The sequence below is a fragment of the Leifsonia sp. Y862 genome (assembly GCF_057669585.1).
In genome coordinates, this window is sequence record NZ_JBYHFR010000002.1 from 374,266 (window position 1) to 397,307 (window position 23,042).

Below are 23,042 nucleotides of genomic sequence, written 5' to 3' on the forward strand. Positions count from 1 at the left end.
CGGGCTGCCGGCTTTACACAAGAGGTGAGAAACAAATGCAGGAATCAGTGGCGAACTCCCAGGCCGTACTCCAGGGCCGACCGAAAGCACGCGTGCTCATCATCGGCGCTGGCATCAATGGGATCGCAACATTCCGCGACCTCGCCCTGCAGGGCGTTGACGTGGCCATCGTCGACAAGGGCGACTTCGTCTCCGGCGCTTCGAGTGCGTCGTCGCACATGATTCACGGCGGCATCCGCTACCTCGAGAACGGTGAATTCCGTCTCGTCAAGGAGTCGGTAACCGAGCGCAACGCCCTGATCAAGATCGCTCCGCACTACGTCAAGCCCCTGAAGACGACGGTGCCGATCTTCTCCACGTTCTCCGGCATCATGAGCGCCCCGCTGCGCTTCCTCACCCACAAGCAGGGTGCTCCGCAGGAACGTGGCGCACTGCTCATCAAAGTCGGACTCGTGCTCTACGACTCCTTCTCCCGCGACGGTGGCAGCGTTCCGCGCCACGAGTTCCGTGGGGCGAAGGAGTCCCTCAAGCAGCTGCCGAAGCTCAACAGCGGTGTGAAGTACACCGCCACCTACTACGACGCGTCGATGCACGACCCTGAGCGCCTCGCCCTCGACGTGCTGCGCGATGGCCTGGCTGCCGGCGAGCACGCTCGCGCTGCGAACTACGTCGAAGCCATCGGTATGGACGAGAACGGCGTGCGCCTGCGCAACACCGTGACCGGCGAAGAGTTCAGCTTCGAAGCTGACGTCGTCGTCAACACGAGCGGCCCATGGACCGACCTCACCAACTCGGCACTCGGCGCGGCCAGCACCTTCATGGGCGGCACCAAGGGCTCACACATCGTGATGGACAACCCGGCACTCCTGGCCGCCACCGGCGGACGCGAGATCTTCTTCGAGCACAGCGACGGCCGCATCGTGCTCATCTACCCGCTCAAGGGCCGCGTCATGGTTGGAACCACCGACCTCGAACACGACATGACCAAGCCGATTCGCTGCACCGACGAGGAGATCGACTACTTCTTCGAATTGGTCGCGCACGTTTTCCCAGATGTTGCCGTTGACCGTTCTGACATCGTCTACCGCTTCGCTGGCGTTCGCCCGCTGCCCCGTCACGACGACGAGGCACCCGGATTCGTGTCACGCGATTACCGCATCGAGTCGAGCCCGCTTGAGGCTCGCACCGGCACCCTGCTCAGCCTCGTCGGTGGCAAGTGGACCACGTTCCGCGCCCTGGCAGAACACCTGAGCAACGACATCCTGAAGCTCATCAATATGCCGCGCAAGGTTTCCACCGAGGGCCTCGCCATCGGCGGCGGCCGCGACTTCCCCATGACGGATGCGGCGCACCAGGTATGGATCGCCGCCAACGGCGATGAGGTGGGTGCGCCCCGTGCTGCTGCGCTGCTCGCACGCTACGGCACTCGCGCTACCGACGTCATCGAGTTCATGACCGAGGACACCGACGAGCCGCTCGCGAACAACGCGGACTACTCGCGCAGGGAGATCGAATACCTGGCTCGCACCGAGTCAGTGGTGCACCTTATCGACATCCTGCTGCGCCGCACGAGCATGGCGTTCGTCGGTGGTCTCACCACCGACCTCCTCGTCGAAATCACCGACATCGTTGCTCCCGTTCTCGGCTGGAGCGCCGAGCGTCGCCAGAGCGAGATTGATGCTGCCGTAGCTGAACTTTCTGACGCCCATGGCGTCCAGCTCTCCGGCACGACATCGGGAACGTTGACCGCGGCTTAAGGCTGGGAATTCTGCACGAACGTGCGCGTAAACCGTACCGAGGCCCCCACCGGGCCTCGGTACGGTTTTACAGGGTTCTTGAATCCCTTAGTCGGCGCGCCATGACTGGCGCCTCCCAGAAATAAAGAAATAAGGTCAACGTGGACAATCTTGGTGTTGTATTTCTCGCGGAACTGGTGGGAACTGCCCTCCTTGTGCTGCTTGGTTGTGGTGTTGTAGCCAACGTCGCGCTTGTGAAGAACAAGGGCTTTAACGGCGGCTTCCTGATGGTGAACATCGGCTGGGGCCTCGCGGTCTTCTCTGGCGTCATCGTCTCGTACAACTCAGGCGCACACCTGAACCCCGCTGTCACGTTGGGCCTCGTTGCCTCAGGTGCCACCGAGTTCGGCTCAGGCGTTCCGGTCAACCCCGTCTCTGTGCTGACGTACATCGCAGCCCAGATGATCGGCGCCATCATCGGCGCAGTCTTCGTCTGGCTCGCGTACAAGCAGCACTTCGACGCTGAACCGGATGCCGCGAACAAGCTCGGCGTCTTCTCAACCGGTCCTGCCATCCGTTCATACGGCTGGAACCTGGTCACCGAGATCATCGGCACGTTCGTTCTCGTCTTCGTCGTCATCGGCTTCGGTGGCGGACGTCAGGGCGACGGCGGCCTCGCTGCTCTCGGAGCACTGCCGGTCGCACTGCTCGTGATCGTGATCGGTACGTCCCTCGGTGGACCGACCGGCTACGCCATCAACCCTGCGCGTGACCTCGGCCCGCGTATCGCGCACTTCTTCCTGCCGATCAAGGGCAAGGGCAGCTCGGACTGGGCTTACTCGTGGGTTCCCGTCTTCGGCCCGATCATCGGTGGCGTTCTCGCAGGCTGGGCCTCGCTCGTCCTGCTGCCGATCCTCGCCTAACGGCATCCGTCTGAACCCGCATAATCCCCGCAAATCGCAACGAAGGAGTTAGCCATGGCAAAATACGTACTCGCCATCGATCAGGGAACGACCAGCAGCAGGGCCATCATCTTCGACAAGGCAGGGTCGATCATCTCGACCGGTCAGCTCGAGCACGAACAGATCTTCCCCCAGGCCGGCTGGGTCGAGCACGACCCCAAGGAAATCTGGAACAACACCCGTGAGGTCATCGGCCAGGCGCTGTCCAAGGCCAACCTGACCCGTCACGACATCGCAGCTGTCGGCATCACCAACCAGCGCGAGACCGCTGTTGTCTGGGACAAGAACACCGGCGAGCCCGTCTACAACGCCATCGTCTGGCAGGACACCCGCACGCAGTCCATCGTCGACCGCCTCGCAGCAGACGGCGGCATCGAGCGCTTCAAGCAGAAGGTCGGCCTTCCGCTGGCCACCTACTTCTCCGGCACCAAGATCGTCTGGATCCTGGAAAACGTTGAAGGCGCCCGCGAAAAGGCTGAAGCCGGCGACCTGCTCTTCGGCACCACCGACTCCTGGGTGCTGTGGAACCTGACCGGCGGAATCGAAGGCGGCGTCCACGCCACCGACGTGACCAATGCCTCGCGCACCCTGTTTATGGACCTCGAGACCCTGCAGTGGGACGACGAGATCCTCGCAGCGTTCGACGTGCCGAAGTCGATGCTTCCCGCCATCAAGTCCTCCTCTGAGGTCTACGGCACCGTCAACGAGCACAGCCTGCTCCGCGAAGTTCCGATCGCCGGCATCCTGGGCGACCAGCAGGCCGCGACGTTCGGCCAGGCGGCATTCGACCAGGGTGAAGCCAAGAACACCTACGGCACCGGCAACTTCCTGATCTTCAACACGGGTGAGGAAATCATCCACTCGAAGAACGGCCTGCTCACTACCGTCGGCTACAAGCTGGGCGACGCTCCCGTGCACTACGCACTCGAGGGCTCGATCGCTGTCACCGGTTCACTCGTGCAGTGGATGCGTGACAACCTCGGCATCATCGACTCTGCTGCAGACATCGAGGCTCTGGCCGCCACCGTCGAAGACAACGGTGGAGCCTACTTCGTGCCGGCATTCTCCGGACTCTTCGCGCCGTACTGGCGTTCGGATGCCCGTGGCGCACTGGTGGGTCTGACCCGCTACGTGAACAAGGGACACATTGCTCGTGCAGCGCTGGAGGCAATCGCATTCCAGACCCGCGAGGTGCTTGACGCTGTCAACGCTGACTCCGGTGTTCCCCTCACCGAGCTCAAGGTCGACGGTGGTGCAACCGCCAACAACCTGCTGCTTCAGTTCCAGGCTGACCTCCTCGACGTTCCTGTCGTTCGCCCCGTCGTTGCTGAGACCACGGCACTTGGCGCTGCGTACGCTGCAGGTCTGGCCGTCGGCTTCTGGAGCGGACTCGACGAGCTTCGCGCCAACTGGCAGGAAGACGCACGCTGGGAGCCCAACATGGACTCCGCAGAGCGCGAGCGTCTGCTTCGCAACTGGAAGAAGGCCGTCACGAAGACCCTCGACTGGGTCGACGAAGACGTGAAGTAACACCAGCACCGATACACGAAGGCCCGGTTCCGCTCACGCGGGGCCGGGCCTTTCGTTGCGCCCACCCCGTGCGCTCCTCGCCCCTCGCTCCCGGTCGCGGCACAGCAACCTCCCGCTGTTGTAGTTCTGCATAACTCCTGCAATTGGCGATCGCGCCGCACGGCATCCTCGGAAGTTCGCGGTCACGCAGCTGGGCTGCTCAAACCGGCAGGAGTTGTGCACCCATGGAGCTATGCGTACTGAGCCGTCGGGCAGATACCGACCGATGGCACCCCCGTCCGCTACGGATTGCCCGATTTCGGGTACACCGGGTTTCACCTGCGCAACTCCTGCACATTCGCGCATAGCAAGGAACGATGCCTGGAATTCGGCGGTCCTGGCCCGGGATCAACTCGCGGAGCAGGACTCATGCACAACCGGTGTCGCGAGCTGTCTCTCCACAGTCTCGGGGATGCCACGCCGCACGGAGGGTGGCTGCGCGACTGTGCTCGGCATGACCACAACAAACACGCAGTTCACCACGCAACGAATATTCTCCAGGCGAGACCTGCTGGCATCCGGGATGACCGGCGCACAGATCACCGAAGCCGTGCGCGACATACAGCTGATACGAGTGCGGCGGGATCACTATGCGTTGCCCGCGACAGATCAACACACAATCGAAGCCGTACGGGTCGGCGGCAGGCTGGCCTGTGTCTCCGCCGCTGCGGAGCTCGGAATCTTCGCGTTCGACAGCAGCCGCACCCACATTCATTTGGATCGCGAAGCCTCCCGGCTCCGGAGCGCAACTAGCCGCGCGCACTCGCTCGACGCCCTTCCGCGAAACGGAATTGAGCTCCATTGGCAGCCGCTGCTCGCTCCTGCCGACGGTACCGAATACTGCGTGGGGCCGATGGATGCCGTTGCGCAGATCATTCGCTGCCAGCCGGCCGTATTCGCCTTGGCTGCGCTCGACACGGCGCTTCATGCCAGGTGTATTTCTACTCACGACCTCGATGCGATCTTTGCTGCGGTGCCGCTGAAACGTCGCACGCTCCGCCCGTTGATCGACGCCCGATCCGAAGCCGGGCAAGAAACCGTACTGCGGGAACTCATCAGGCAAGCGGGCCTGCGGTACGCCCTTCAGGTCTGGTTTGAGGGCATCGGGCGCGTAGATCTGGTGGTCGAAGAATGCGTTGTCCTTGAAGCCGATAGCCAGGCCCACCACAAGAGCTGGGACGAGCATGTGCGCGATCGAAGTCGGGATCGAGCACTTGCAGAGCGCGGTTACATCACGCTCAGGTTGCTGTACCAGGACATCATGTTCAACCCAGACCGGTCGATCGCTGCCGTCCGGGCGCTAGTCGAAATCTGCCGCACGGGCAGTCGCCACGCGTAACTCCTGCAGAAACATCGAGGGGACGAATAGTCCCGCGACATTGAGGCGTTTGGCGCCTGCCAGCCGGTGATCTGCAGGAGTTATGCCACACACCCACACACCCACACACTCACACACCCTCACACCCTCACACGCGCACAGGCGCGGGGCGACGTGTGGGTCTCCGCCCCTAGGCGAGTGCCAGAAGCGCCGCTGGCAGTTCGGCCAGGCTTGTCAGACGGATGACGCCATATCGGCTGGCATCCGCTTCGTCCTCGGCAGACACTGGCGCGTTGATCCGATCGAGCCAGACTCCCGTCAGCCCGGCAGCAGCGGCCCCGATGGCATCCGTACTGAGCCGGTCGCCCACGTAGACAGCGTCTGCCGGCGACACCCCGAAGGTATCGCACGCGGCGGTGAAGATGCGGGCATCCGGTTTTGCGATGCCCAGTTCGCCAGACGTCACTAGGTGCTCGAACCGGTCGGTGAGTCCCATGGCTGTCATCTTGCGGGTCTGGAAGGCCAGATCGCCGTTGGTGATGATGCCGAACTGCACACCGGGAATGGCAGCGGCGAGGGCGTCGAGGCAGGGCAGCGCATCGGAATGCAGTGTCCAGCGCTCCACATAGCGCTCAAAGTACGAGTCGAACCATACGCCGGAGTCTGAGTCGCCGAGCTCAACCCCGTGTGCGGCGGCGAAGTCGCGGGCCCTGGCGCGGCGCTGGCCCTCAAAGTCCAGCTCTCCGGCCAGGTAGGAGTGATAGTGCTCTTCCTCCAGCGCATGCCAGAGTGTCACGGCGGACTCCGGGGATGTCTCGGCGAAAACGCCACCGAGCGCGTGGATGTGGCGCACGATCCCCTCGTCGACGGCCCGCCGATGTTCAAACAGAGTGTCGTCAAGATCGAACAGCACGACGGCGGGGGCCGTTGTCGTCATACCGACTCAACGATCTCGACGATGCTCGGCCAGCCGTCCTTGATGGACCTGTCGTCCCCTGCACGCAGGACGCCCTGCCAGGACTCAGGATGCGACCCGTCGCGGTACACGGACAGCGAGGGCCCTGCCCCGGTGAACGTGAAGCCGCACTTTCGAGCGACGCGGGCCGACGCAACATTTCCGACCAGGCACTCCCAGTGGATCGCGTCGACGATCCCCTCACTGAATGCCCAATCGGCGACGAGGCGCTGCGCCTCTGGGATGTATGCGTTGCCGCGATAGGGCGCGCCGAGCCAGAAGCCAATGGAGCCGCTCGCGACGCGCAGGCTGATCACGCCAATGAGCTCGTCTGAGTCCAGCAGCCGCAACACCCAGCTGTACTCCTGGTCAGACTTCCACGCGCCTGGAATGTACCGGGTGATGAAGGTCTCTGCGTCTGAATGGTTGTACGGCCACGGCACGGTGAGGAACCGCTCGAACAGCGGGTCCTGGCAGTACTCATACATCGGTCCGGCGTCAGCGGCGACCGGCTGGTTGAGCCGAATCCGATCGGACTGAAGCGCGACAGGTTGCATCAGCGGCGGGGGAGCAGGCCAACGCGATCGAATGCCTTCGCGAGCGTCGCGTTGGCGACCTCTGCGGCACGATCGGCGTTCTGGGCGAGCAGGCGGTCGAGCTCTGCCGGGTCGGCGAGAAGCTCGAGGACGCGCTCCCGAATCGGACCGAATGTTCCGGTGACGACCTCAGCGAGCCCCTTCTTCAAGTCGCCGTAGCCGCGGCCGGCGTACTCGTCTTCCAACGAGCTGATCGAGCGGCCGGCCATCACCGAATAGATGGTGAGCAGGTTGGAGACGCCCGGCTTGTTCTCGCGGTCGAAGACGACCGCACCGTCGGCATCCGTCACGGCGCGCATGATCTTCTTGGCGGTGACAGACGGCTCATCGAGTACCCAGATGACGCCGGCGTGCGACTCTGCCGACTTCGACATCTTTGACGTCGGGTTCTGCAGGTCGTAGATCTTCGCCGTCTCCTTCTGGATGTCTGCCTCTGGAATCACGAATGTCTCACCGAAGCGCGAGTTGAATCGAGCGGCGAGGTCGCGGGTGAGTTCGACGTGCTGGCGCTGGTCTTCGCCCACCGGAACGATCTTGGCGTCATAGAGCAGGATGTCAGCGGCCATGAGCACCGGGTAGGCGAACAGGCCGACGGTGACGGCGTCATTGCCGTGGCGCAGGGACTTGTCCTTGAACTGCGTCATGCGGCTGGCCTCACCGAAGCCCGTGATTGTGTTGAGCAACCAGGCCAGTTCGGAGTGGGCAGCGACGTGCGACTGCACGTAGAGCGTCGATGATGACGGGTCGATGCCGGCCGCGATGTACTGTGCAGCGGTGCGACGCGTGTTCTCCCTGAGCAGGGCAGGGTCTTGCGCAACGGTGATGGCGTGCAGGTCGACGATGGAGAAGAACGCGTCGTGCGACTCCTGGAGCGACTTCCAGTTGAGGAGCGCTCCGATGTAGTTGCCCAGCTGCAGCGATTCAGCGGATGGTTGCATGCCTGAATACAGGCGGGTCTTAGCGGTCATTGAACAAACTTTCGGTGTGGGTAGGCGAGGTTAGATGGCGTAATCGACGACGACGGGCGCGTGGTCGGACCATCGCTCGTCGTAGGCGTTCGCCCGATCCACGACATAGTTCGTGACGGTTGCTGCCAGGGCGGGAGTCGCGAGCTGGTAGTCGATGCGCCAGCCCGTGTCATTGTCGAATGCCTGGCCGCGCCATGACCACCAGGTGTACGGTCCTTCGACCTCGCCGGCGGCCGCGCGTCCGACGTCGACCCAGCCGAGGCCTGCGCCCGCGTTGTAGTCTGCGTCGCCTTCGGCGCCGAGGATGCGGTCGAAGTACGCGCGCTCGTCTGGAAGGAAGCCGGCGCGCTTGACGTTACCCTTCCAGTTCTTGATGTCGAGCGTTCGGTGTCCAACGTTCAGGTCGCCCATCACGACGGCGAATTCACTGTGGGAGGCGACCTCTGGCAGGCGCTCGATCATGGCGTCGAGGAATTTGTACTTCTCGACCTGCTTGGGGGTGTCCACCTCACCGGAGTGCACATAGGTACTCACGACGGTGACGATGCGACCGTTGACGTCATAGTCGGCCTCGAGCCAGCGCCCTGCGCTGTCGAAGTCGTCTGCACCGAATTCGACACGGTGAATGCTGGCGGCCCCTCGGCTGGCAATGGCAACGCCGGCGCGACCCTTTGCGGTTGCCGGGTCATGCAGGATGCTCCACTCCGGACCGAGGAGTCCCTGCAGGTCTTCAGTGGATGCTCGTACCTCTTGTATTGCGAGGATGTCGACATCGCGTGCATTCAGCCAATCACCCATTCCCTTGCGGAACGCAGCGCGGACGCCGTTCGTGTTGATGCTGGCGATGCGAAGCGGCTTGGCAGGCGTAGACGGCATGGTTCAATCCTACTTTGGGCCGGTGACATCGCTGCCCTCGCCGTCATCGTCCGCGGCGTATGCCCTGACCCTGTCCTCCGCTTCGCGCACCTGCCTGGCCGCCGACCGCCGCTTGTACCAGGGAGCAGTTTCGTATCGTTCGCGCGCTTCGCGGAGCTCAACCTCCGACGCCAGCCGCAGCGCCTCCGCTTCGCGTTGCCGTTGTGCCTCTTCGACATCGGCGGCGGCGTGGGTGCGGGGGGAGAGGCCTGCGTCCTGCATCCCAATGGCGATCCAGGATGCGGCGAGCAGGGTGACGGTGCTCGTCAGATTGAACCAGATCAGCAGACCGACGATCACGGCGAACGCGGCGAGCAACGGATTGCGCTCTGCGCCACCGAGCAGCGATGATCCGAGGACTTTGAGTGCGCCCAGTCCCATGGCGCCGAACAGGGATCCGGTGACCAAGCGGCGGAGTGGGATGCGCACCGACGACAACACGCGGAAGAGCACGGCCAGCGTCACGGTGTCGATGGCCAACACCAGGAGGAGACCGCTGACACGAACGAAGAGAGTTGCCCAGAACGAATCCTGCGGAATGCCGACCAGGCCGAGCAGCCAGGACAGCGCCTCGGTGCTGGCGATCGAAATCAACGCTGACACGATCAGCAGCAGGCCGAAGCCGGCGCCCAATCCGAGCTCACGCGCCTTTTCAAGCACGAAGAAGGTGGTGTCTCGTGGCATTTGGAAGATTGTGCGGACGGCAAGTTTGGTGGTCGACAGCCAGCCAAGAGCTGTTCCGATCAAGCCGACGAGGGCGAGCGCGCCAGTCCAGCCGAGTATGGATGCGCTCGTCAACTGGTCGGGGTTGATGACGCCATTGCCATCGCTGCCGATGAGGCCGGGAACTGACTGGTTGATCAGCTCGATCAGCGCGTCGAGGACGGCAGGGTGTGCCTTCAGCCACAGGCCGGCGATCGAGAAGCCCACCCAGATTGCGGCGAAAACGGCGAAGATCGACTGGTAGGCCATGCCGCCAGACAGGATGGCTCCGTTGCTCTCCGCGAAGTGGGTGAAGACCCGCACAGGCTTCAGCGCCATGACCCAGGCCGTGATCCGGGTGATGAGCGCCGTAATTCGGGTGATCAGCGTGCGGATCGTCATCCGGCCAGCCTAACCAGTCGATGCGACTCTCTCGCCTGAAAGATCGAGCCGCACCCCCACTTCGGGGGGCATTTGCATAACTGAACGTTCCTCATGTCTTGTCGGGTCTCGGTACCCCTGAGAGTATGCGGGTGCTGACCCAGCCGAGCCAGCTGTCCATAACCCGAAGATGGATGGTTTGATCATGTCTACGCACACGCATAAACGCCCTCCTGACAAGGGGGCACAGAGAACACGGAATCGCACCCCACTCTCACTGGCCGTCATCGCAATACTCGCCGTTGTCGGGTTGAGCGTGCCGGCCACCGCATTCGCTGACGACGTACTGTTGCAACTCGACACGACGTCCTCACCGGCGGCGGCTGATGAGGGGACGGTGGGCGCTAACGATTCCGCTGTTCTGGATGATGGCGACCCGACGCCCGGCGGAGACTCGGCTGGGTCAGCACCCGACACACCCGCAGCTGTGGTCGCTGGGACGCCTGCAGAGGCAACAGCCCAAACCCCCGCAGAATCACCCTCTGACGTGCCGGCAGCGGCATCGGCAGAGACACCGATCGCCCCGACCGAAGCCACCCGCGCTGATGACAGCACGAAATCAAGCAAGGGCGACGACAAGGGTTCGGGCAAGGGCGACGACAAGGGTTCGGGCAAGGGCGACGATAAGGGTTCGGGCAAGGGCGACGACAAGGGCGGCGACAAGGGTGGCCACCACGGCGGTCCGAAGCCGTCTGAACCATCGTGGGAACTCGCTAAGACCTCTGACCCCGTCAGCGGTTCGTCCGTGAGCCCGGGTCAGAACGTCACGTATACGCTGACGGCCGAGAACACCTCAGACGTCACGATCACGGATGCAGAGGCGACCGACGATCTCAGTAGTGTCATTCCCGCCCATGCATCCCTGGTCGAGCCGCTGGCCGATGACCTCAGCCTCGACGGCAGCCAGCTCACCTGGAGCGTGCCCACCCTTGAACCAGGGGATGACCCGGTGAGCGTCAGCTACGTGGTGACGGTCAACGCCGACGCGTTCGGGCAGGAAATCGACAACGTGGCAACGCCGGGCGAGAACGGCGAGTGCGTGTCTTCCGGTGGCCATGGACCGAAGGACCCTGGCAAGGACCCTGGCAAGGACCCTGGCAAGGACCCTGGCAAGGACTCCGAGAAGGACTCCGACAAGGGGACTGGCAAGGGCTCAGACAAGGGCTCTGGCCAGGACTCAGACAAGGCCTCTGGCAAAGGCTCAGATAAGGGCTCAGACAAGGACTCAGACAAGGGCTCTGGCGGCAAGGGGCACGGCGGGAAACCACCCCACGACAAAGCCAAGTGCACCACTCATCACCGTGTCATCGACATTGACCTGGCATTGCTGAAGACGGCGACGACGCCGGATGGCAATGCTGTCGAATCCGGAGTCAATGATCTGGTCACGCACACCCTCGACATCACGAACGTGGGCGATGACCCGTCGTGGCGCACCTCGATCACCGATACTCTGCCGGTCGGGTTGACGGCCGATCCGACATCCGTCACGTTCTCGCCTGCCGACCCAGACGGGCACTGGACCGTCACCGTCTCCGATGGTCTCTTCGTCGCGCAGCACGATGGCTGGTTCGAGCCGGGTGACGTGCAGGGCGTGAGCTTCGTCGGTACAGTCGGCGAGCTCGAGCGAGGAGCAGACACAGAGCCGTTCGCCGACCTGGTCAACGGCGCCTGTGTGGCAAGCGAGCAGCGCCCAGATTCAACAGTTGAGGGGCCAGGGTTCGACAGCGACCTGACCAACAACTGCGACACCGCACGGACACCGGTCGCATCGATGAACGTTGCCGCGATTCCCCGGTGCGTGAACGACGCAGCGCGGGTCGACTTCTCCGTCACGCCGTTCAACGTCAACCCGGAAACACAGCCGCTCGCGTTGATTTGGTGGACACCGACAGCGTACGAGCAACGTGACCCCTCGATTCCACCGAGCGACGTCGAGGCCCTCCTCGCAAACGGCGCATCTCGGGTCGAGCTCATCGCCTATCCGAGCGGATGGGTGAGTGGTGATCCGATCACGGGAGTGTCGATCTGGCCGGGGACCGTGGTCAATGCGGACGGCGTCGGCATCGGGTGGCCTGGGTACGAGCAGCAGGCGAACGGTACCTGGGTGCTCAATCCAGCTGCACCGTTCTATGACCTGCGCACTGACGCCGTTGTGGAATTCAGGATCAACCCGACAGGGGCAGTGACACTGGCGTACCCGACAGACGGAGCGAGCTGCCTCCCACCGACAACGCCGCCGGTCACACCGCCGGTCAACCCACCAGGCGTGACGCCCCCCGGAACGACAACAAGCCATGTGAGTGGCCGGCTGGCGACGGCAGGGTTCGACGGTGGACTGCTGATCCCGCTTGGCGGGGGACTCGCCATCCTCGGGGCGTTGTGCCTCGCCGCTGCCCGACGCTCGACGCGGCACCGCAGCGCTGACTGAACAGGCACCGGCTGAGCAGGCACCGACTGAGCAGGAACTGGCTGAAGCACACTGACCGAACACTCGGCTGGCTCAGTGAACGACTACCCAGCCCGCGAAAAAGAACGAACGCCCAGACATTTGTCCGGGCGTTCGTTCTGTGTGCAGAGCCTGTTAGGGCTTGCCACGCATGATGGCCTGCTTGACCTCGGCGATGGCCTGGGTCACCTGGATGCCGCGTGGGCATGCCTCTGTGCAGTTGAAGGTGGTGCGGCAGCGCCACACGCCTTCTTTGTCGTTCAGGATGTCGAGGCGCACGGCGGCGTTCTCGTCACGGGAGTCGAAGATGAAGCGGTGGGCGTTCACGATGGCGGCTGGGCCGAAGTACTGGCCGTCCGTCCAGAACACCGGGCAGCTCGACGTGCAGGCAGCGCACAGGATGCACTTGGTGGTGTCATCGAACCGCTCGCGCTGGGCGACGGTCTGGATGCGCTCCTTGCCATCCTTGGGGGCGCTCGTTGCCATGAGGAACGGCTGCACCTCCTTGAACGACTCGAAGAACGGCTCCATGTCGACGATGAGGTCCTTCTCCAGCGGCAGGCCCTTGATGGCTTCCACGTAGACGGGCTTCGTGATGTCGAGGTCCTTGATCAGCGTCTTGCAGGCCAGGCGGTTGCGGCCGTTGATGCGCATGGCATCCGATCCGCAGACACCGTGTGCACAGGAACGACGGAAGCTCAGGCTGCCGTCCTGTTCCCACTTGATCTTGTGGAGTGCGTCGAGGATGCGATCCGTGGGGTACATCTCGACGTCGAAGTCCTGCCAGTACGGCTCGTCGTCCACCTCTGGGTTGAAGCGGCGGATGATGAGGGTGACGGTGAATGATTCGATGGTGTCTGAAATCACCGGCGTCTCGACTACTGCTGTGCTCACCGTTAGTACTTCCTCTCCATGGGCTGGTAGCGCGTAATGACGACAGGCTTCCAGTCCAGCGCAATGTGGTCAGCGGCATCCGCTGAATGCGGGTCGCCGGTCAGGTACGCCATCGTGTGCTTCATGTAGTTCGCGTCGTCGCGGTCTGGGTAGTCGTCGCGCATGTGTCCGCCGCGGCTTTCCTTGCGGTTGCGGGCGGAGAAGACGACGACCTCTGCGAGGTCGAGCAGGAATCCGAGCTCAACGGCTTCGAGCAGGTCGGTGTTGAAGCGACGACCCTTGTCCTGCACGCCGATGTTCTTGTAGCGCTCGCGCAGCAGGTGGATGGTCTGCGTGACCTCGGCGAGGGACTCGTCTGTACGGAACACCTGGGCCTTCTGGTCCATCATCTCCTGCAGTTCCTTGCGGATGACTGCGATGCGCTCAGTGCCGGTCGAGGTGCGGATGCTCTCCAGCAGGCCGCGCACGAAACCGGCGGGGTCTTCTGGGAGCGGGGTGAACTCGGCCGTCTTCACGTACTCGACGGCGTTGTTGCCTGCACGCTTGCCGAACACGTTGATGTCGAGCAGCGAGTTGGTGCCGAGGCGGTTGGAGCCGTGCACGGAGACGCAGGCGCATTCGCCGGCGGCGTACAGGCCGGGAACGACGGTGGTGTTGTCGCGCAACACTTCGGCGTTGACGTTGGTGGGGATGCCACCCATCGCGTAGTGCGCGGTCGGCATGACCGGCACCGGCTCTGTGACCGGGTCGACACCGAGGTAGGTGCGTGCGAACTCCGTGATGTCTGGCAGCTTGGTCTCGAGCACCTCTGCACCGAGGTGCGTGCAGTCGAGGTAGACGTAGTCCTTGTTCGGACCAGCGCCGCGACCCTCTGCGACCTCTTTCACCATGCAGCGCGCGACAATGTCGCGGGGTGCGAGGTCCTTGATAGTCGGGGCGTAGCGCTCCATGAACCGCTCACCAGAGGCGTTGCGGAGGATTGCTCCCTCGCCGCGGGCGCCCTCTGTGAGGAGGATTCCGAGGCCGGCGAGTCCGGTCGGGTGGAACTGGAAGAACTCCATGTCCTCGAGCGGCAGGCCCTTGCGCCAGATGATGCCGACGCCGTCGCCCGTAAGGGTGTGTGCGTTGGAGGTCGTCTTGAAGATCTTGCCGAAACCGCCGGTGGCGAAGATGATCGCCTTGGACTGGAAGACGTGCAGCTCGCCGCTCGACAGGTCGTATGCGACAACACCAGACGGCTGGTCGACGCCGTCGACGTTGGTCATGATCAGGTCGAGCACGTAGAACTCGTTGAAGAAGTTGATGCCGCGCTTGACGCAGTTCTGGTACAGCGTCTGCAGGATCATGTGGCCGGTGCGGTCTGCGGCGTAGCAGGCCCGACGAACCGGGCTCTTGCCGTGGTCACGGGTGTGTCCACCGAAGCGACGCTGGTCGATCTTGCCCTCAGGCGTGCGGTTGAACGGCAGACCCATGTTCTCGAGGTCGATGACCGCGTCGATGGCTTCCTTCGCGAGGATCTCCGCCGCGTCCTGGTCAACCAGGTAGTCGCCACCCTTGACGGTGTCGAACGTGTGCCACTCCCAGTTGTCTTCCTCGACGTTGGCGAGGGCGGCAGCCATGCCACCCTGCGCGGCACCGGTGTGTGACCGGGTCGGGTAGAGCTTCGAGATGACCGCAGTGCGGGCATTGGGGCCGGCTTCGATGGCGGCACGCATACCGGCGCCACCGGCTCCCACGATCACGATGTCGAACTGGTGGTAGTGCACGCCGTCAATAACGGTGGACTCCGCGGGCGCTGTCACTGATGCATCCGTAGTCATGGTGGGTTTTTGCAGCTCCTAGCTGGCCGGGCAGAACGAGGGAAGAAGGTCGGCTGGCGCGCCGGCCGGGCAGGGGTCGAACGTGAAGACGACGAGGGTGCCGAGCACGATCAGCACGACGACTGCCGCGAGGATTGCGCCCTTGAAGATGCCGCGCGTCGTGCGGCTGGTGGCGTAGTCGTTGACGATGGTGCGCATGCCGTTGCCGCCGTGAATGAGGGCGAGCCACAGCATCAGCACGTCCCAGACTTTCCAGAACGGGTCGGACAGCTTGCCGCCGACGAACGCGAAGTCGAGGGCGCTGACACCCGTACCGAGCATCAGGTTGACGAAGAGGTGGCCGAAGATCAGCACAACGAGCAGCACGCCGGAGACGCGCATGTAGATCCAGCCCCACTTCTCCCAGTTCACACCGCGCTTGGCGCGTGCGTCACGGGAGTACGGGCTGCGGGGGGCTTCGATGGTGGTTGACATTGTGTTCCCCCTCCTAGTGGCTGAAGACGTTGATGAGATGGCGGGGAGCGAAGCCCAGCATCGTGATCACCCAGAGTGCGATGACGATGTAGAACATGATCTTCGAGTACTTCGCATTCCAGAAGTCGATCAGGATGATGCGCAAACCATTGAATGCGTGGAACACGATTGCCCCGACCAAGGCCACTTCGCCGAGGCCCATGATGGGCGTTTGATAGGTTCCGATCACTGCGTTGTACGCTTCGGGACTCACGCGCACCAGCGCGGTGTCGAGAATGTGCACCAGCAAGAAGAAGAAGATTGCGACACCGGTAATGCGGTGAAGAACCCACGACCACATGCCCTCGCGGCCCCTGTACAAGGTTCCTGCGGGGCGACGCGACGTCGTCCTTTGCTGAGATGTCAGTGTTCCTGCCGTCGTATCTGGCATGAACAACCCTCCCTGGCTGAGTAGTGCCCCATTGAACAGGGGCAGTCGATGCTCCATGAGCACGTGGGTCCAGTCTAGTTGTGGCTGAAGCGCGCGCGCCGTTTAGGACACCCTAATCGGCGAGACCCTCCTGACACGCGAGGCGGGTTCGAGCTCCCATGCCCGAACGCACACCACCGGCTAGTCTGGCCTGATGCGCACTTCCAACCGACCGATTGACCGCTTCTACAGCGTTATTCCCGCGGGCGGAATCGGCTCGCGGCTGTGGCCGCTTTCCCGAGCGGATGCCCCCAAATTCCTGCACGACCTCACCGGCTCCGGCCAGACCCTGCTGCGCGACACCTGGGACCGGCTGGTGCCGCTGTCTGGCCCCGGCCGCGTCATGGTTGTCACAGGCAGGGCACACCGCGCAGCCGTTGAAGCCCAGCTGCCAGAGCTTGAAGACCAGAACGTGGTGCTGGAGAGCGAGCCGCGCGACTCGTCTGCTGCCATCGGTCTCGCCGCCGCCATCCTGAACAAGCGCGAGCCGGGCGTCATCATCGGCTCGTTCGCCGCCGACCACGTCATCAAGAGCGAGCCGCTGTTCCGACTTGCCGTTGCGGAGGCCGTTGCTGCCGCCGATGCCGGTTACATCGCGACCATCGGCATCCAGCCCACCGAGCCCTCCATTGGTTTCGGGTACATCAAGTGTGCGAAGCAGCTGGAGATCGAGGGCGCCCCGAGCGCGCTCTCCGTTGACTCGTTCGTGGAGAAGCCTGACCTCGCCACGGCCAAGAAGTACGTGAACAACGGCCACTACCTATGGAATGCCGGCATGTTCATTGCCCGCGCCGACCGCCTGCTCGAAGAGCTCGGTGAGTCAGAACCGGAGCTGTTGGCCGGCATCCTCGAACTCGCCGAAGCATGGGACACCCCTGAACGCGGCGCCGTCGTCGACAAGGTCTGGCCGACGCTGAAGAAGATCGCCATTGACTACTCGGTCGCAGAGCCGGCCGCGGCAGCCGGTCGCCTTGCCGTCATCCCCGGCCAGTTCGACTGGGACGACGTCGGCGACTTCGCCTCCATTGCCAAATTGCACTCCGGCGGACGCAAGCGTGACCTCGCCATCCTGGGGGAGGGCGCCCGCGTGCTTGCCGACTCAAGCAGCGGAATCGTCGTGAGCCACACCGGTCGCATGATCGCGCTCATCGGCGTCGAAGACATCGTCGTGATCGACACGCCAGACGCACTCCTGGTTACCACCAGCGCGAACGCGCAGAAGGTAAAGTCCGTCGTCGACGCACTCAAGCTATCGGGCTCGAGCGACGTTCTCTAAGATCGATCCCAGCGTGGCCATGAGGCGCGCTGAATATTGCAGGACACATCCGTTGCAGGATACAGAGGGGTTCCATGTCACGCCGTCGTCTCATCCCAATCACCGTTGCCCTGGCATCCGTTGCCATGCTCGCGGCATGCGCGCCAGCTCCGAGCACGGACAGCGCGTCGTCTGAGGCCGACTACTGCGCCAGGATGGTGACGAATTCCGGCGGGTTGGAAGACCGCTCCTTCAACCAGTCAAGCTGGGAAGGGCTGCAGGCGGCAGAGGAGAAGTTCGGCATCGATGTGAACGCCATCGTGTCGAACTCCGAGAGTGACATCGCGCCCAACGTCACCCAGGCCGTCGATACCGGATGCCAGTTCGTGCTGACTGTCGGGTGGGAGCTGGCCGATGCGACAATCGCAGAGGCGACGGCCAACCCCGATGTGCATTTCTCTATCGTCGATGAGCAGGTCGACGGAGAGAACATCAAGCCCATCGTCTTCGACACGGCGCAGGCGGCATACCTGGCCGGCTACCTGGCTGCCGGCGTGAGCAAGACCGGCAAGGTCGCCACTTTCGGCGGCGGCAACCAGCCCCCTGTCACCCTCTTCATGGACGGCTTCGTCGACGGCGTCGCGAAGTACAACGAGGTGCATGGCACCGGCGTGCAGGTGCTCGGCTGGGACAAGGCAGCCCAGGACGGCACGTTCACGGGTGACTTCGAAGACATCAATAAGGGAAAGACGTACACCCAGGCGTTCATCGACCAGGGAGCGGATGTCATCCTGCCTGTCGCAGGGCAGGTGGGCGAGGGTGCAGCGGCTGCCGCAGCCGAGAACACCGATGTCGCCGTGATCTGGGTCGACAACGACGGCTACGACACGTTGCCGGCTGAGTTCAAGCCCGTCCTGCTGACCAGCGTTTTGAAGAACACCCAGGATGCCGTGGTGAAGATCGTCGGCGACGACATCGACGGGACATTCGACAACACCCCATTCGTCGGCACTCTCGCGAACGGCGGCGTTGAGATCGCGCCCTATCACGATCTTGCCAACCGGGTATCGGCCGAGCTCGACGCGGAGATCGACGGGCTGCGCTCCGAGATCATCGACGGCACCATCACGGTGACGTCACCCTCGACGCCGAAGTAGGGCAGGCGTCGCTCACAGAGCGGTGTTGAGGGGGGTAATTGTTACGAACAGTCGCCTGAAATGTAGCGACTTTGTAACCATTCGTTCGTAGCCCCAGTTTGCTCATCTGAGCAGTGCAACATTCGGTAACGTTGACTCCACACAGCCCGTGCGATCCGCCGCAGGGCGCATCTTGGAGGTCATTTTGACAATCACGACCCGTAAGGCCACGCTTGGCGGCCTTGCCGCGCTGGGAGTAGTCGCACTGCTCGCCGCGTGTGCCCCTGCCCCGACTGAAGACAACTCGGGCAGCGCAGCTGCGGCGGACTTCCTGCCCTGCATCGTCTCCGACTTCGGTGGGTTCGACGACAAGTCCTTCAACCAGTCGAGCTACGACGGCATGACCAAGGCTGCCGATGAACTCGGCGTCGAGTTCAAGCAGGCAGAGTCAAAGTCCGACGACCAGTACGACAGCAATGTCAGCAGCATGGTCGACCAGGGCTGTAACTTCATCCTCACCGTCGGCTTCGCACTGGCCAACGCCACGCGCGACTCCGCACAGGACAACACCGACGTCGAGTACGCCATCATCGACTCCTCGCTGTCGAACGACGACTTCAGCCCGCTGACACTCGACAACGTGAAGCCGGTTCTGTACGACACCGCGCAGGCCGCATTCCTCGCCGGCTACCTGGCTGCAGGAACCACCAAGACCGGAACCGTCGCCACGTACGGCGGCCAGCAGTTCCCGTCCGTCACCATCTTCATGGATGGCTTCGCTGACGGCGTCGCGTACTACAACGAGGCAAAGGGCACTGACGTCAAGGTCCTCGGCTGGGACAAAGACGCTCAGACCGGTAACTTCGCCGGTTCGTTCGACGACATCAACCAGGGCAAGGTCATCACCCAGGGCTTCATCGACCAGGGCGCAGACATCATCCTCCCGGTCGCCGGCCCGCTCTTCCAGGGCACTGCCCAGGCCATCGAAGACTCCGGCAAGGACGTCGCCATCATCGGTGTCGACAGCGACCTCTTCGAGACCGCGCCTGACTTCGCGCCGCTGTACCTCACCTCAGTCATGAAGCAGATGACGGATGCCACCCAGCAGATCATCGTTGACGCGGCAGGCGGCGACTTCTCAGCTGACCCGTACATCGGAACGCTGGAGAACAAGGGCGTTGACCTCGCACCGCTCCACGACTGGGAGTCCAAGGTTGACCCTGCTCTCGTCAAGGAAGTAGACGCACTGAAGGCAGACATCATCAGCGGCAAGATCACGGTCGAGTCGCCCGCAACACCGAAGTAACTCTTTCTCGCTATCACGCAGTAGAGCAACACAGCAGTACAGCAACACAGATATACATGGAGGGGGAGGCCAGCGATTGCTGGCCTCCCCAACTTCGTTAAGGCGGGGTCGAGAGCGTCGCCGAGGGGCGGCGCCCCCGGCTCAGTCGCGTCCCTTCGCTAACATATGAGCGGCGAGTACCGAGACGGCACAACTTTGGTGCAGACGAGCATGCATTCGTTGGTCCACTCAATAGAATCAGGAATTATGAAGCTTGAACTTCGCGGTATCACGAAGAGATTCGGTGCCCTGGTCGCGAACGACCACATCAACCTCACTGTCGAGGCCGGCGAGATCCACGCCCTCCTTGGCGAGAATGGCGCGGGCAAGTCCACGCTCATGAACGTTCTCTACGGCCTGTACCAGGCCGACGAGGGCGAGATCTTGCTGGACGACACCGTCCAGCGCTTCTCAGGACCCGGCGATGCCATGGGCGCCGGCATCGGCATGGTGCACCAGCACTTCATGCTGATTCCCGTCTTCACCGTGGCGGAGAACGTGATGCTCGGGCACGAAGAGACCAAATTCGGTGGTCGGCTCGACCTGGCCGCGGCGCGGAAGCGCGTGCGGGAGATCTCAGACCGCTTCGGGTTCGACGTTGACCCCGATGCGCTTGTCGAAGACCTGCCCGTTGGCGTGCAGCAGCGCGTTGAGATCATCAAGGCGTTGTCTCAGAACGCACGCGTGCTGGTCTTCGATGAGCCGACGGCTGTGCTCACCCCGCAGGAGACCGATGAGCTCATGGCCATCATGCGCCAGCTCAAGGAGACCGGTACCTCCATCGTGTTCATCACGCACAAGCTGCGGGAGGTGCGCGAAGTCGCTGACCGGATCACCGTCATCCGCTTGGGCAAGGTCGTTGGCGAAGCATCGCCGACAGCCAGCAACGAAGAGCTGGCCACGATGATGGTCGGCCGTGCCGTCGACCTCACCGTTGACAAGGCTCCGGCCACGCCGGGCAAGCCGGCCTTGGTCGTCACAAACCTCACCGTGCTCGACCCGCTGGGCAACATCGTCGTCGACAACGTCAGCTTCGACGTCAAGGAAGGCGAGATCCTCGCCATCGCCGGCGTGCAGGGCAACGGCCAGACCGAACTCACCGAAGCGCTTCTCGGCCTGCAGCCGCGTGTCGTCGGGGAGATCTCTCTCGACGGAAAATCGCTGCGTGGGCTCTCTGTGCGCAAGGTACTCAACGCCGGCGTCGGCTTTGTGCCTGAAGACCGCAACGAAGATGGCCTGGTCGGCGAATTCACCATTGCAGAGAACCTGATGCTCGACCGCTCCGACACGGAGCCGTTCGTGAAGCACTGGAACCTGCAGCTTGACTACCTGGCGACATTCGCCGAGGAGAAGATCAAGGAATTCGACGTTCGCTCGCAGGGCATCGAGACGAAGGTCAGTCAGTTGTCGGGCGGAAACGCCCAGAAGGTGGTGCTCGCCCGCGAACTCAGCCGCGACCTCCGCCTGTTCGTCGCGGCCCAGCCCACCCGTGGCCTCGATGTCGGCTCCATCGAGTTCGTCCACGAACGCATTGTCACCACTCGCGATGCCGGCACGCCGGTCATCGTCATCTCAACAGAATTGGACGAGGTTGCAGCCCTCGCCGACCGAATCATGGTCATGTACCGCGGACGCATCATCGGCATCGTCCCAGGAGACACCCCCCGCTCTGACCTTGGTCTCATGATGGCTGGCGAATCGCCCGCAGGAGAAGGAGCTGCCGCATGAGCGACAGTCACGTGCCCGACAAACCAGTCCAGGTGGAGGAACCTTCACGCTGGCACACCATGTTCCGCGAGATCACGACGGGCAGCGCGATCATCTCCGTCCTTGCCGTCGTGCTCGCACTCATTGTTGGCGCGATCATGATCGCGTTCACCGACAAAGAGGTGCAGGCCAGCGCCGGATACTTCTTCTCGCGTCCTGGCGACCTGCTCTCCGCGGTGTGGAACTCGGTGTCAGGGGCATACTCTGCGCTCTTCCAGGGCTCGATCTACAACTTCCGTCGCCCGTCATTCGCTGATGGCATCAAGCCACTCACCGAGACGCTCACCTTCGCCACACCGCTGATCGCTGCCGGCCTCGGTGTCGCGCTGGGCTTCCGCGTCGGACTGTTCAACATCGGTGGCCGTGGCCAGATGCTCATCGCAGCGGCCCTCGGCGGCTGGGTGGCGTTCGCACTCGACCTGCCGTACGGCCTCCACATGGTCGTCGCGCTCGTCGCCGGCATCCTGGGCGGTGCGCTCTGGGGCGGAATCGTCGGGCTGCTGAAAGCCCGCACCGGAGCCCATGAGGTGATCACCACGATCATGCTCAACTATGTGGCGTTCTACCTGGTCAGCTACCTGCTGCGCGACGGATTCCTGAAGACGCCTGGATCGAACAACCCGAAGAGCCCGGCGGCCAAGGAGACGGCCGTGTTCTTCGACCTGCTCGGTCCGAACTACAACCTGCACTTCGGTTTCATCCTGGTGATCGCGGCAACGATCTTCACCTGGTGGTTGCTCTCCCGCTCGAACCTGGGCTTCCAGTTCAAGGCAGTCGGTGTGAATCCGAACGCTGCGCGCGTTGCCGGCATCCACGTCAGCCGCATGTACGTCTACGCGATGCTGCTCTCTGGTGGCCTCGTCGGCCTGGCTGGAATCAACCAGGTCCTCGGTACAACCACAAGTGGCTTCGGCGCCGGCATCGACTCCGGCATCGGCTTCGACGCCATCACCGTTGCGCTGCTCGGTCGCTCGAAGCCGTGGGGCGTCTTCGTCGCCGGCATCCTGTTCGGTGCGTTCAAGGCTGGTGGCTTCGCCATGCAGGCGGCCGAGGGTGTTCCGGTCGACATCGTGCTCGTCGTGCAGTCACTCATCGTTCTCTTCATCGCAGCACCGCCGCTGGTGCGCGCGATCTTCCGGTTGCCGGCGCCGGGCTCAACTCCGCGCCGCGCACTCCCGTCTGTCACCAAGGAGGTGGCTGCAAAGTGAGTACGGTAGCCCACGTTTCACAGCCCACCCAGCCGGTTGAACCGACTGCCGGACCCGCCGTCG

At 63.3% G+C, this 23,042-nt stretch carries 19 protein-coding genes; 10 read left to right on the top strand and 9 right to left on the bottom strand.

Features of this window, described 5'->3' with window-relative positions:
* Positions 1-35: 35 nt before the first annotated feature.
* The 4 genes from AC25Z0_RS11880 to AC25Z0_RS11895 all read left to right on the top strand — a co-directional run bounded on the left by AC25Z0_RS11880 (position 36) and on the right by AC25Z0_RS11895 (position 5,606).
* Positions 36-1,757: a glycerol-3-phosphate dehydrogenase/oxidase gene (locus AC25Z0_RS11880; protein WP_488119864.1), complete on the top strand. Its 1,722-nt coding sequence runs from the start codon at positions 36-38 to the stop codon at positions 1,755-1,757.
* A 140-nt stretch (positions 1,758-1,897) separates the two neighbouring features.
* The gene (locus tag AC25Z0_RS11885) at positions 1,898-2,659 is read left to right on the top strand and encodes an MIP/aquaporin family protein (RefSeq protein ID WP_488119865.1); all 762 of its coding nucleotides are present in this window, start codon (positions 1,898-1,900) and stop codon (positions 2,657-2,659) included.
* Between the two features lie 54 nt (positions 2,660-2,713).
* The gene (gene glpK, locus AC25Z0_RS11890; protein WP_488133331.1) at positions 2,714-4,228 is read left to right on the top strand and encodes a glycerol kinase GlpK; all 1,515 of its coding nucleotides are present in this window, start codon (positions 2,714-2,716) and stop codon (positions 4,226-4,228) included.
* Between the two features lie 493 nt (positions 4,229-4,721).
* Positions 4,722-5,606: an endonuclease domain-containing protein gene (locus tag AC25Z0_RS11895; protein ID WP_488120450.1), complete on the top strand. Its 885-nt coding sequence runs from the start codon at positions 4,722-4,724 to the stop codon at positions 5,604-5,606.
* Between the two features lie 169 nt (positions 5,607-5,775).
* On the opposite strand, the gene AC25Z0_RS11900 is transcribed toward AC25Z0_RS11895, so the two are convergent.
* Genes AC25Z0_RS11900 through AC25Z0_RS11920 form a run of 5 tightly spaced genes read right to left on the bottom strand, consistent with a single transcriptional unit; the run spans position 5,776 to position 10,123 of the window.
* Positions 5,776-6,522, bottom strand: a complete 747-nt coding sequence (locus tag AC25Z0_RS11900; protein ID WP_488133332.1) for an HAD family hydrolase — start codon at positions 6,520-6,522, stop codon at positions 5,776-5,778.
* Entirely contained in the window at positions 6,519-7,097 is a 579-nt protein-coding gene (locus tag AC25Z0_RS11905) for a GNAT family N-acetyltransferase (protein ID WP_488133333.1), read from the bottom strand. The genes AC25Z0_RS11900 and AC25Z0_RS11905 overlap by 4 nt, the downstream gene beginning before the upstream one ends.
* Complete coding sequence (gene trpS / locus AC25Z0_RS11910) at positions 7,097-8,104, bottom strand: tryptophan--tRNA ligase (RefSeq protein ID WP_488133334.1); 1,008 nt, start codon at positions 8,102-8,104, stop codon at positions 7,097-7,099. Before trpS ends, AC25Z0_RS11905 begins: the two co-directional genes overlap by 1 nt.
* A 30-nt stretch (positions 8,105-8,134) precedes the next feature.
* The gene (locus tag AC25Z0_RS11915; protein WP_488119870.1) at positions 8,135-8,980 is read right to left on the bottom strand and encodes an exodeoxyribonuclease III; all 846 of its coding nucleotides are present in this window, start codon (positions 8,978-8,980) and stop codon (positions 8,135-8,137) included.
* A 9-nt stretch (positions 8,981-8,989) separates the two neighbouring features.
* Positions 8,990-10,123: a YihY/virulence factor BrkB family protein gene (locus AC25Z0_RS11920; RefSeq protein ID WP_488133335.1), complete on the bottom strand. Its 1,134-nt coding sequence runs from the start codon at positions 10,121-10,123 to the stop codon at positions 8,990-8,992.
* A 184-nt stretch (positions 10,124-10,307) separates the two neighbouring features.
* Between AC25Z0_RS11920 and AC25Z0_RS11925 the strand changes: the two genes are divergently transcribed.
* The gene (locus AC25Z0_RS11925) at positions 10,308-12,593 is read left to right on the top strand and encodes a DUF7927 domain-containing protein (protein WP_488133336.1); all 2,286 of its coding nucleotides are present in this window, start codon (positions 10,308-10,310) and stop codon (positions 12,591-12,593) included.
* A 153-nt stretch (positions 12,594-12,746) separates the two neighbouring features.
* On the opposite strand, the gene AC25Z0_RS11930 is transcribed toward AC25Z0_RS11925, so the two are convergent.
* The 4 genes from AC25Z0_RS11930 to sdhC are packed head-to-tail and all read right to left on the bottom strand — an operon-like array spanning position 12,747 to position 16,229.
* Positions 12,747-13,505 carry a succinate dehydrogenase iron-sulfur subunit gene (locus tag AC25Z0_RS11930; protein WP_488119874.1) on the bottom strand — a complete coding sequence of 253 codons (759 nt, stop codon included), beginning with the start codon at positions 13,503-13,505 and terminating at the stop codon, positions 12,747-12,749.
* Positions 13,506-13,507: 2 nt separating this feature from the next.
* The gene (gene sdhA / locus AC25Z0_RS11935; protein ID WP_488133337.1) at positions 13,508-15,325 is read right to left on the bottom strand and encodes a succinate dehydrogenase flavoprotein subunit; all 1,818 of its coding nucleotides are present in this window, start codon (positions 15,323-15,325) and stop codon (positions 13,508-13,510) included.
* Positions 15,326-15,343: 18 nt separating this feature from the next.
* A complete protein-coding gene (locus tag AC25Z0_RS11940) occupies positions 15,344-15,799 on the bottom strand; it encodes a succinate dehydrogenase hydrophobic membrane anchor subunit (RefSeq protein ID WP_488119876.1) in 456 nt (151 codons plus the stop codon).
* Positions 15,800-15,812: 13 nt separating this feature from the next.
* Positions 15,813-16,229 carry a succinate dehydrogenase, cytochrome b556 subunit gene (sdhC, locus tag AC25Z0_RS11945; protein ID WP_488119877.1) on the bottom strand — a complete coding sequence of 139 codons (417 nt, stop codon included), beginning with the start codon at positions 16,227-16,229 and terminating at the stop codon, positions 15,813-15,815.
* Positions 16,230-16,422: 193 nt separating this feature from the next.
* Here sdhC and AC25Z0_RS11950 point away from each other — a divergent pair, with 193 nt between their 5' ends.
* The 5 genes from AC25Z0_RS11950 (at position 16,423) to AC25Z0_RS11970 (ending at position 22,979) form a co-directional block, all read left to right on the top strand.
* Positions 16,423-17,544, top strand: a complete 1,122-nt coding sequence (locus AC25Z0_RS11950) for a mannose-1-phosphate guanylyltransferase (RefSeq protein ID WP_488119878.1) — start codon at positions 16,423-16,425, stop codon at positions 17,542-17,544.
* Positions 17,545-17,618: 74 nt separating this feature from the next.
* Complete coding sequence (locus AC25Z0_RS11955; protein WP_488133338.1) at positions 17,619-18,680, top strand: BMP family lipoprotein; 1,062 nt, start codon at positions 17,619-17,621, stop codon at positions 18,678-18,680.
* A 184-nt stretch (positions 18,681-18,864) separates the two neighbouring features.
* Entirely contained in the window at positions 18,865-19,965 is a 1,101-nt protein-coding gene (locus AC25Z0_RS11960) for a BMP family lipoprotein (RefSeq protein WP_488119880.1), read from the top strand.
* Between the two features lie 246 nt (positions 19,966-20,211).
* A complete protein-coding gene (locus AC25Z0_RS11965) occupies positions 20,212-21,732 on the top strand; it encodes an ABC transporter ATP-binding protein (protein WP_488119881.1) in 1,521 nt (506 codons plus the stop codon).
* Entirely contained in the window at positions 21,729-22,979 is a 1,251-nt protein-coding gene (locus tag AC25Z0_RS11970) for an ABC transporter permease (RefSeq protein ID WP_488119882.1), read from the top strand. The genes AC25Z0_RS11965 and AC25Z0_RS11970 overlap by 4 nt, the downstream gene beginning before the upstream one ends.
* Positions 22,980-23,042: the final 63 nt, after the last annotated feature.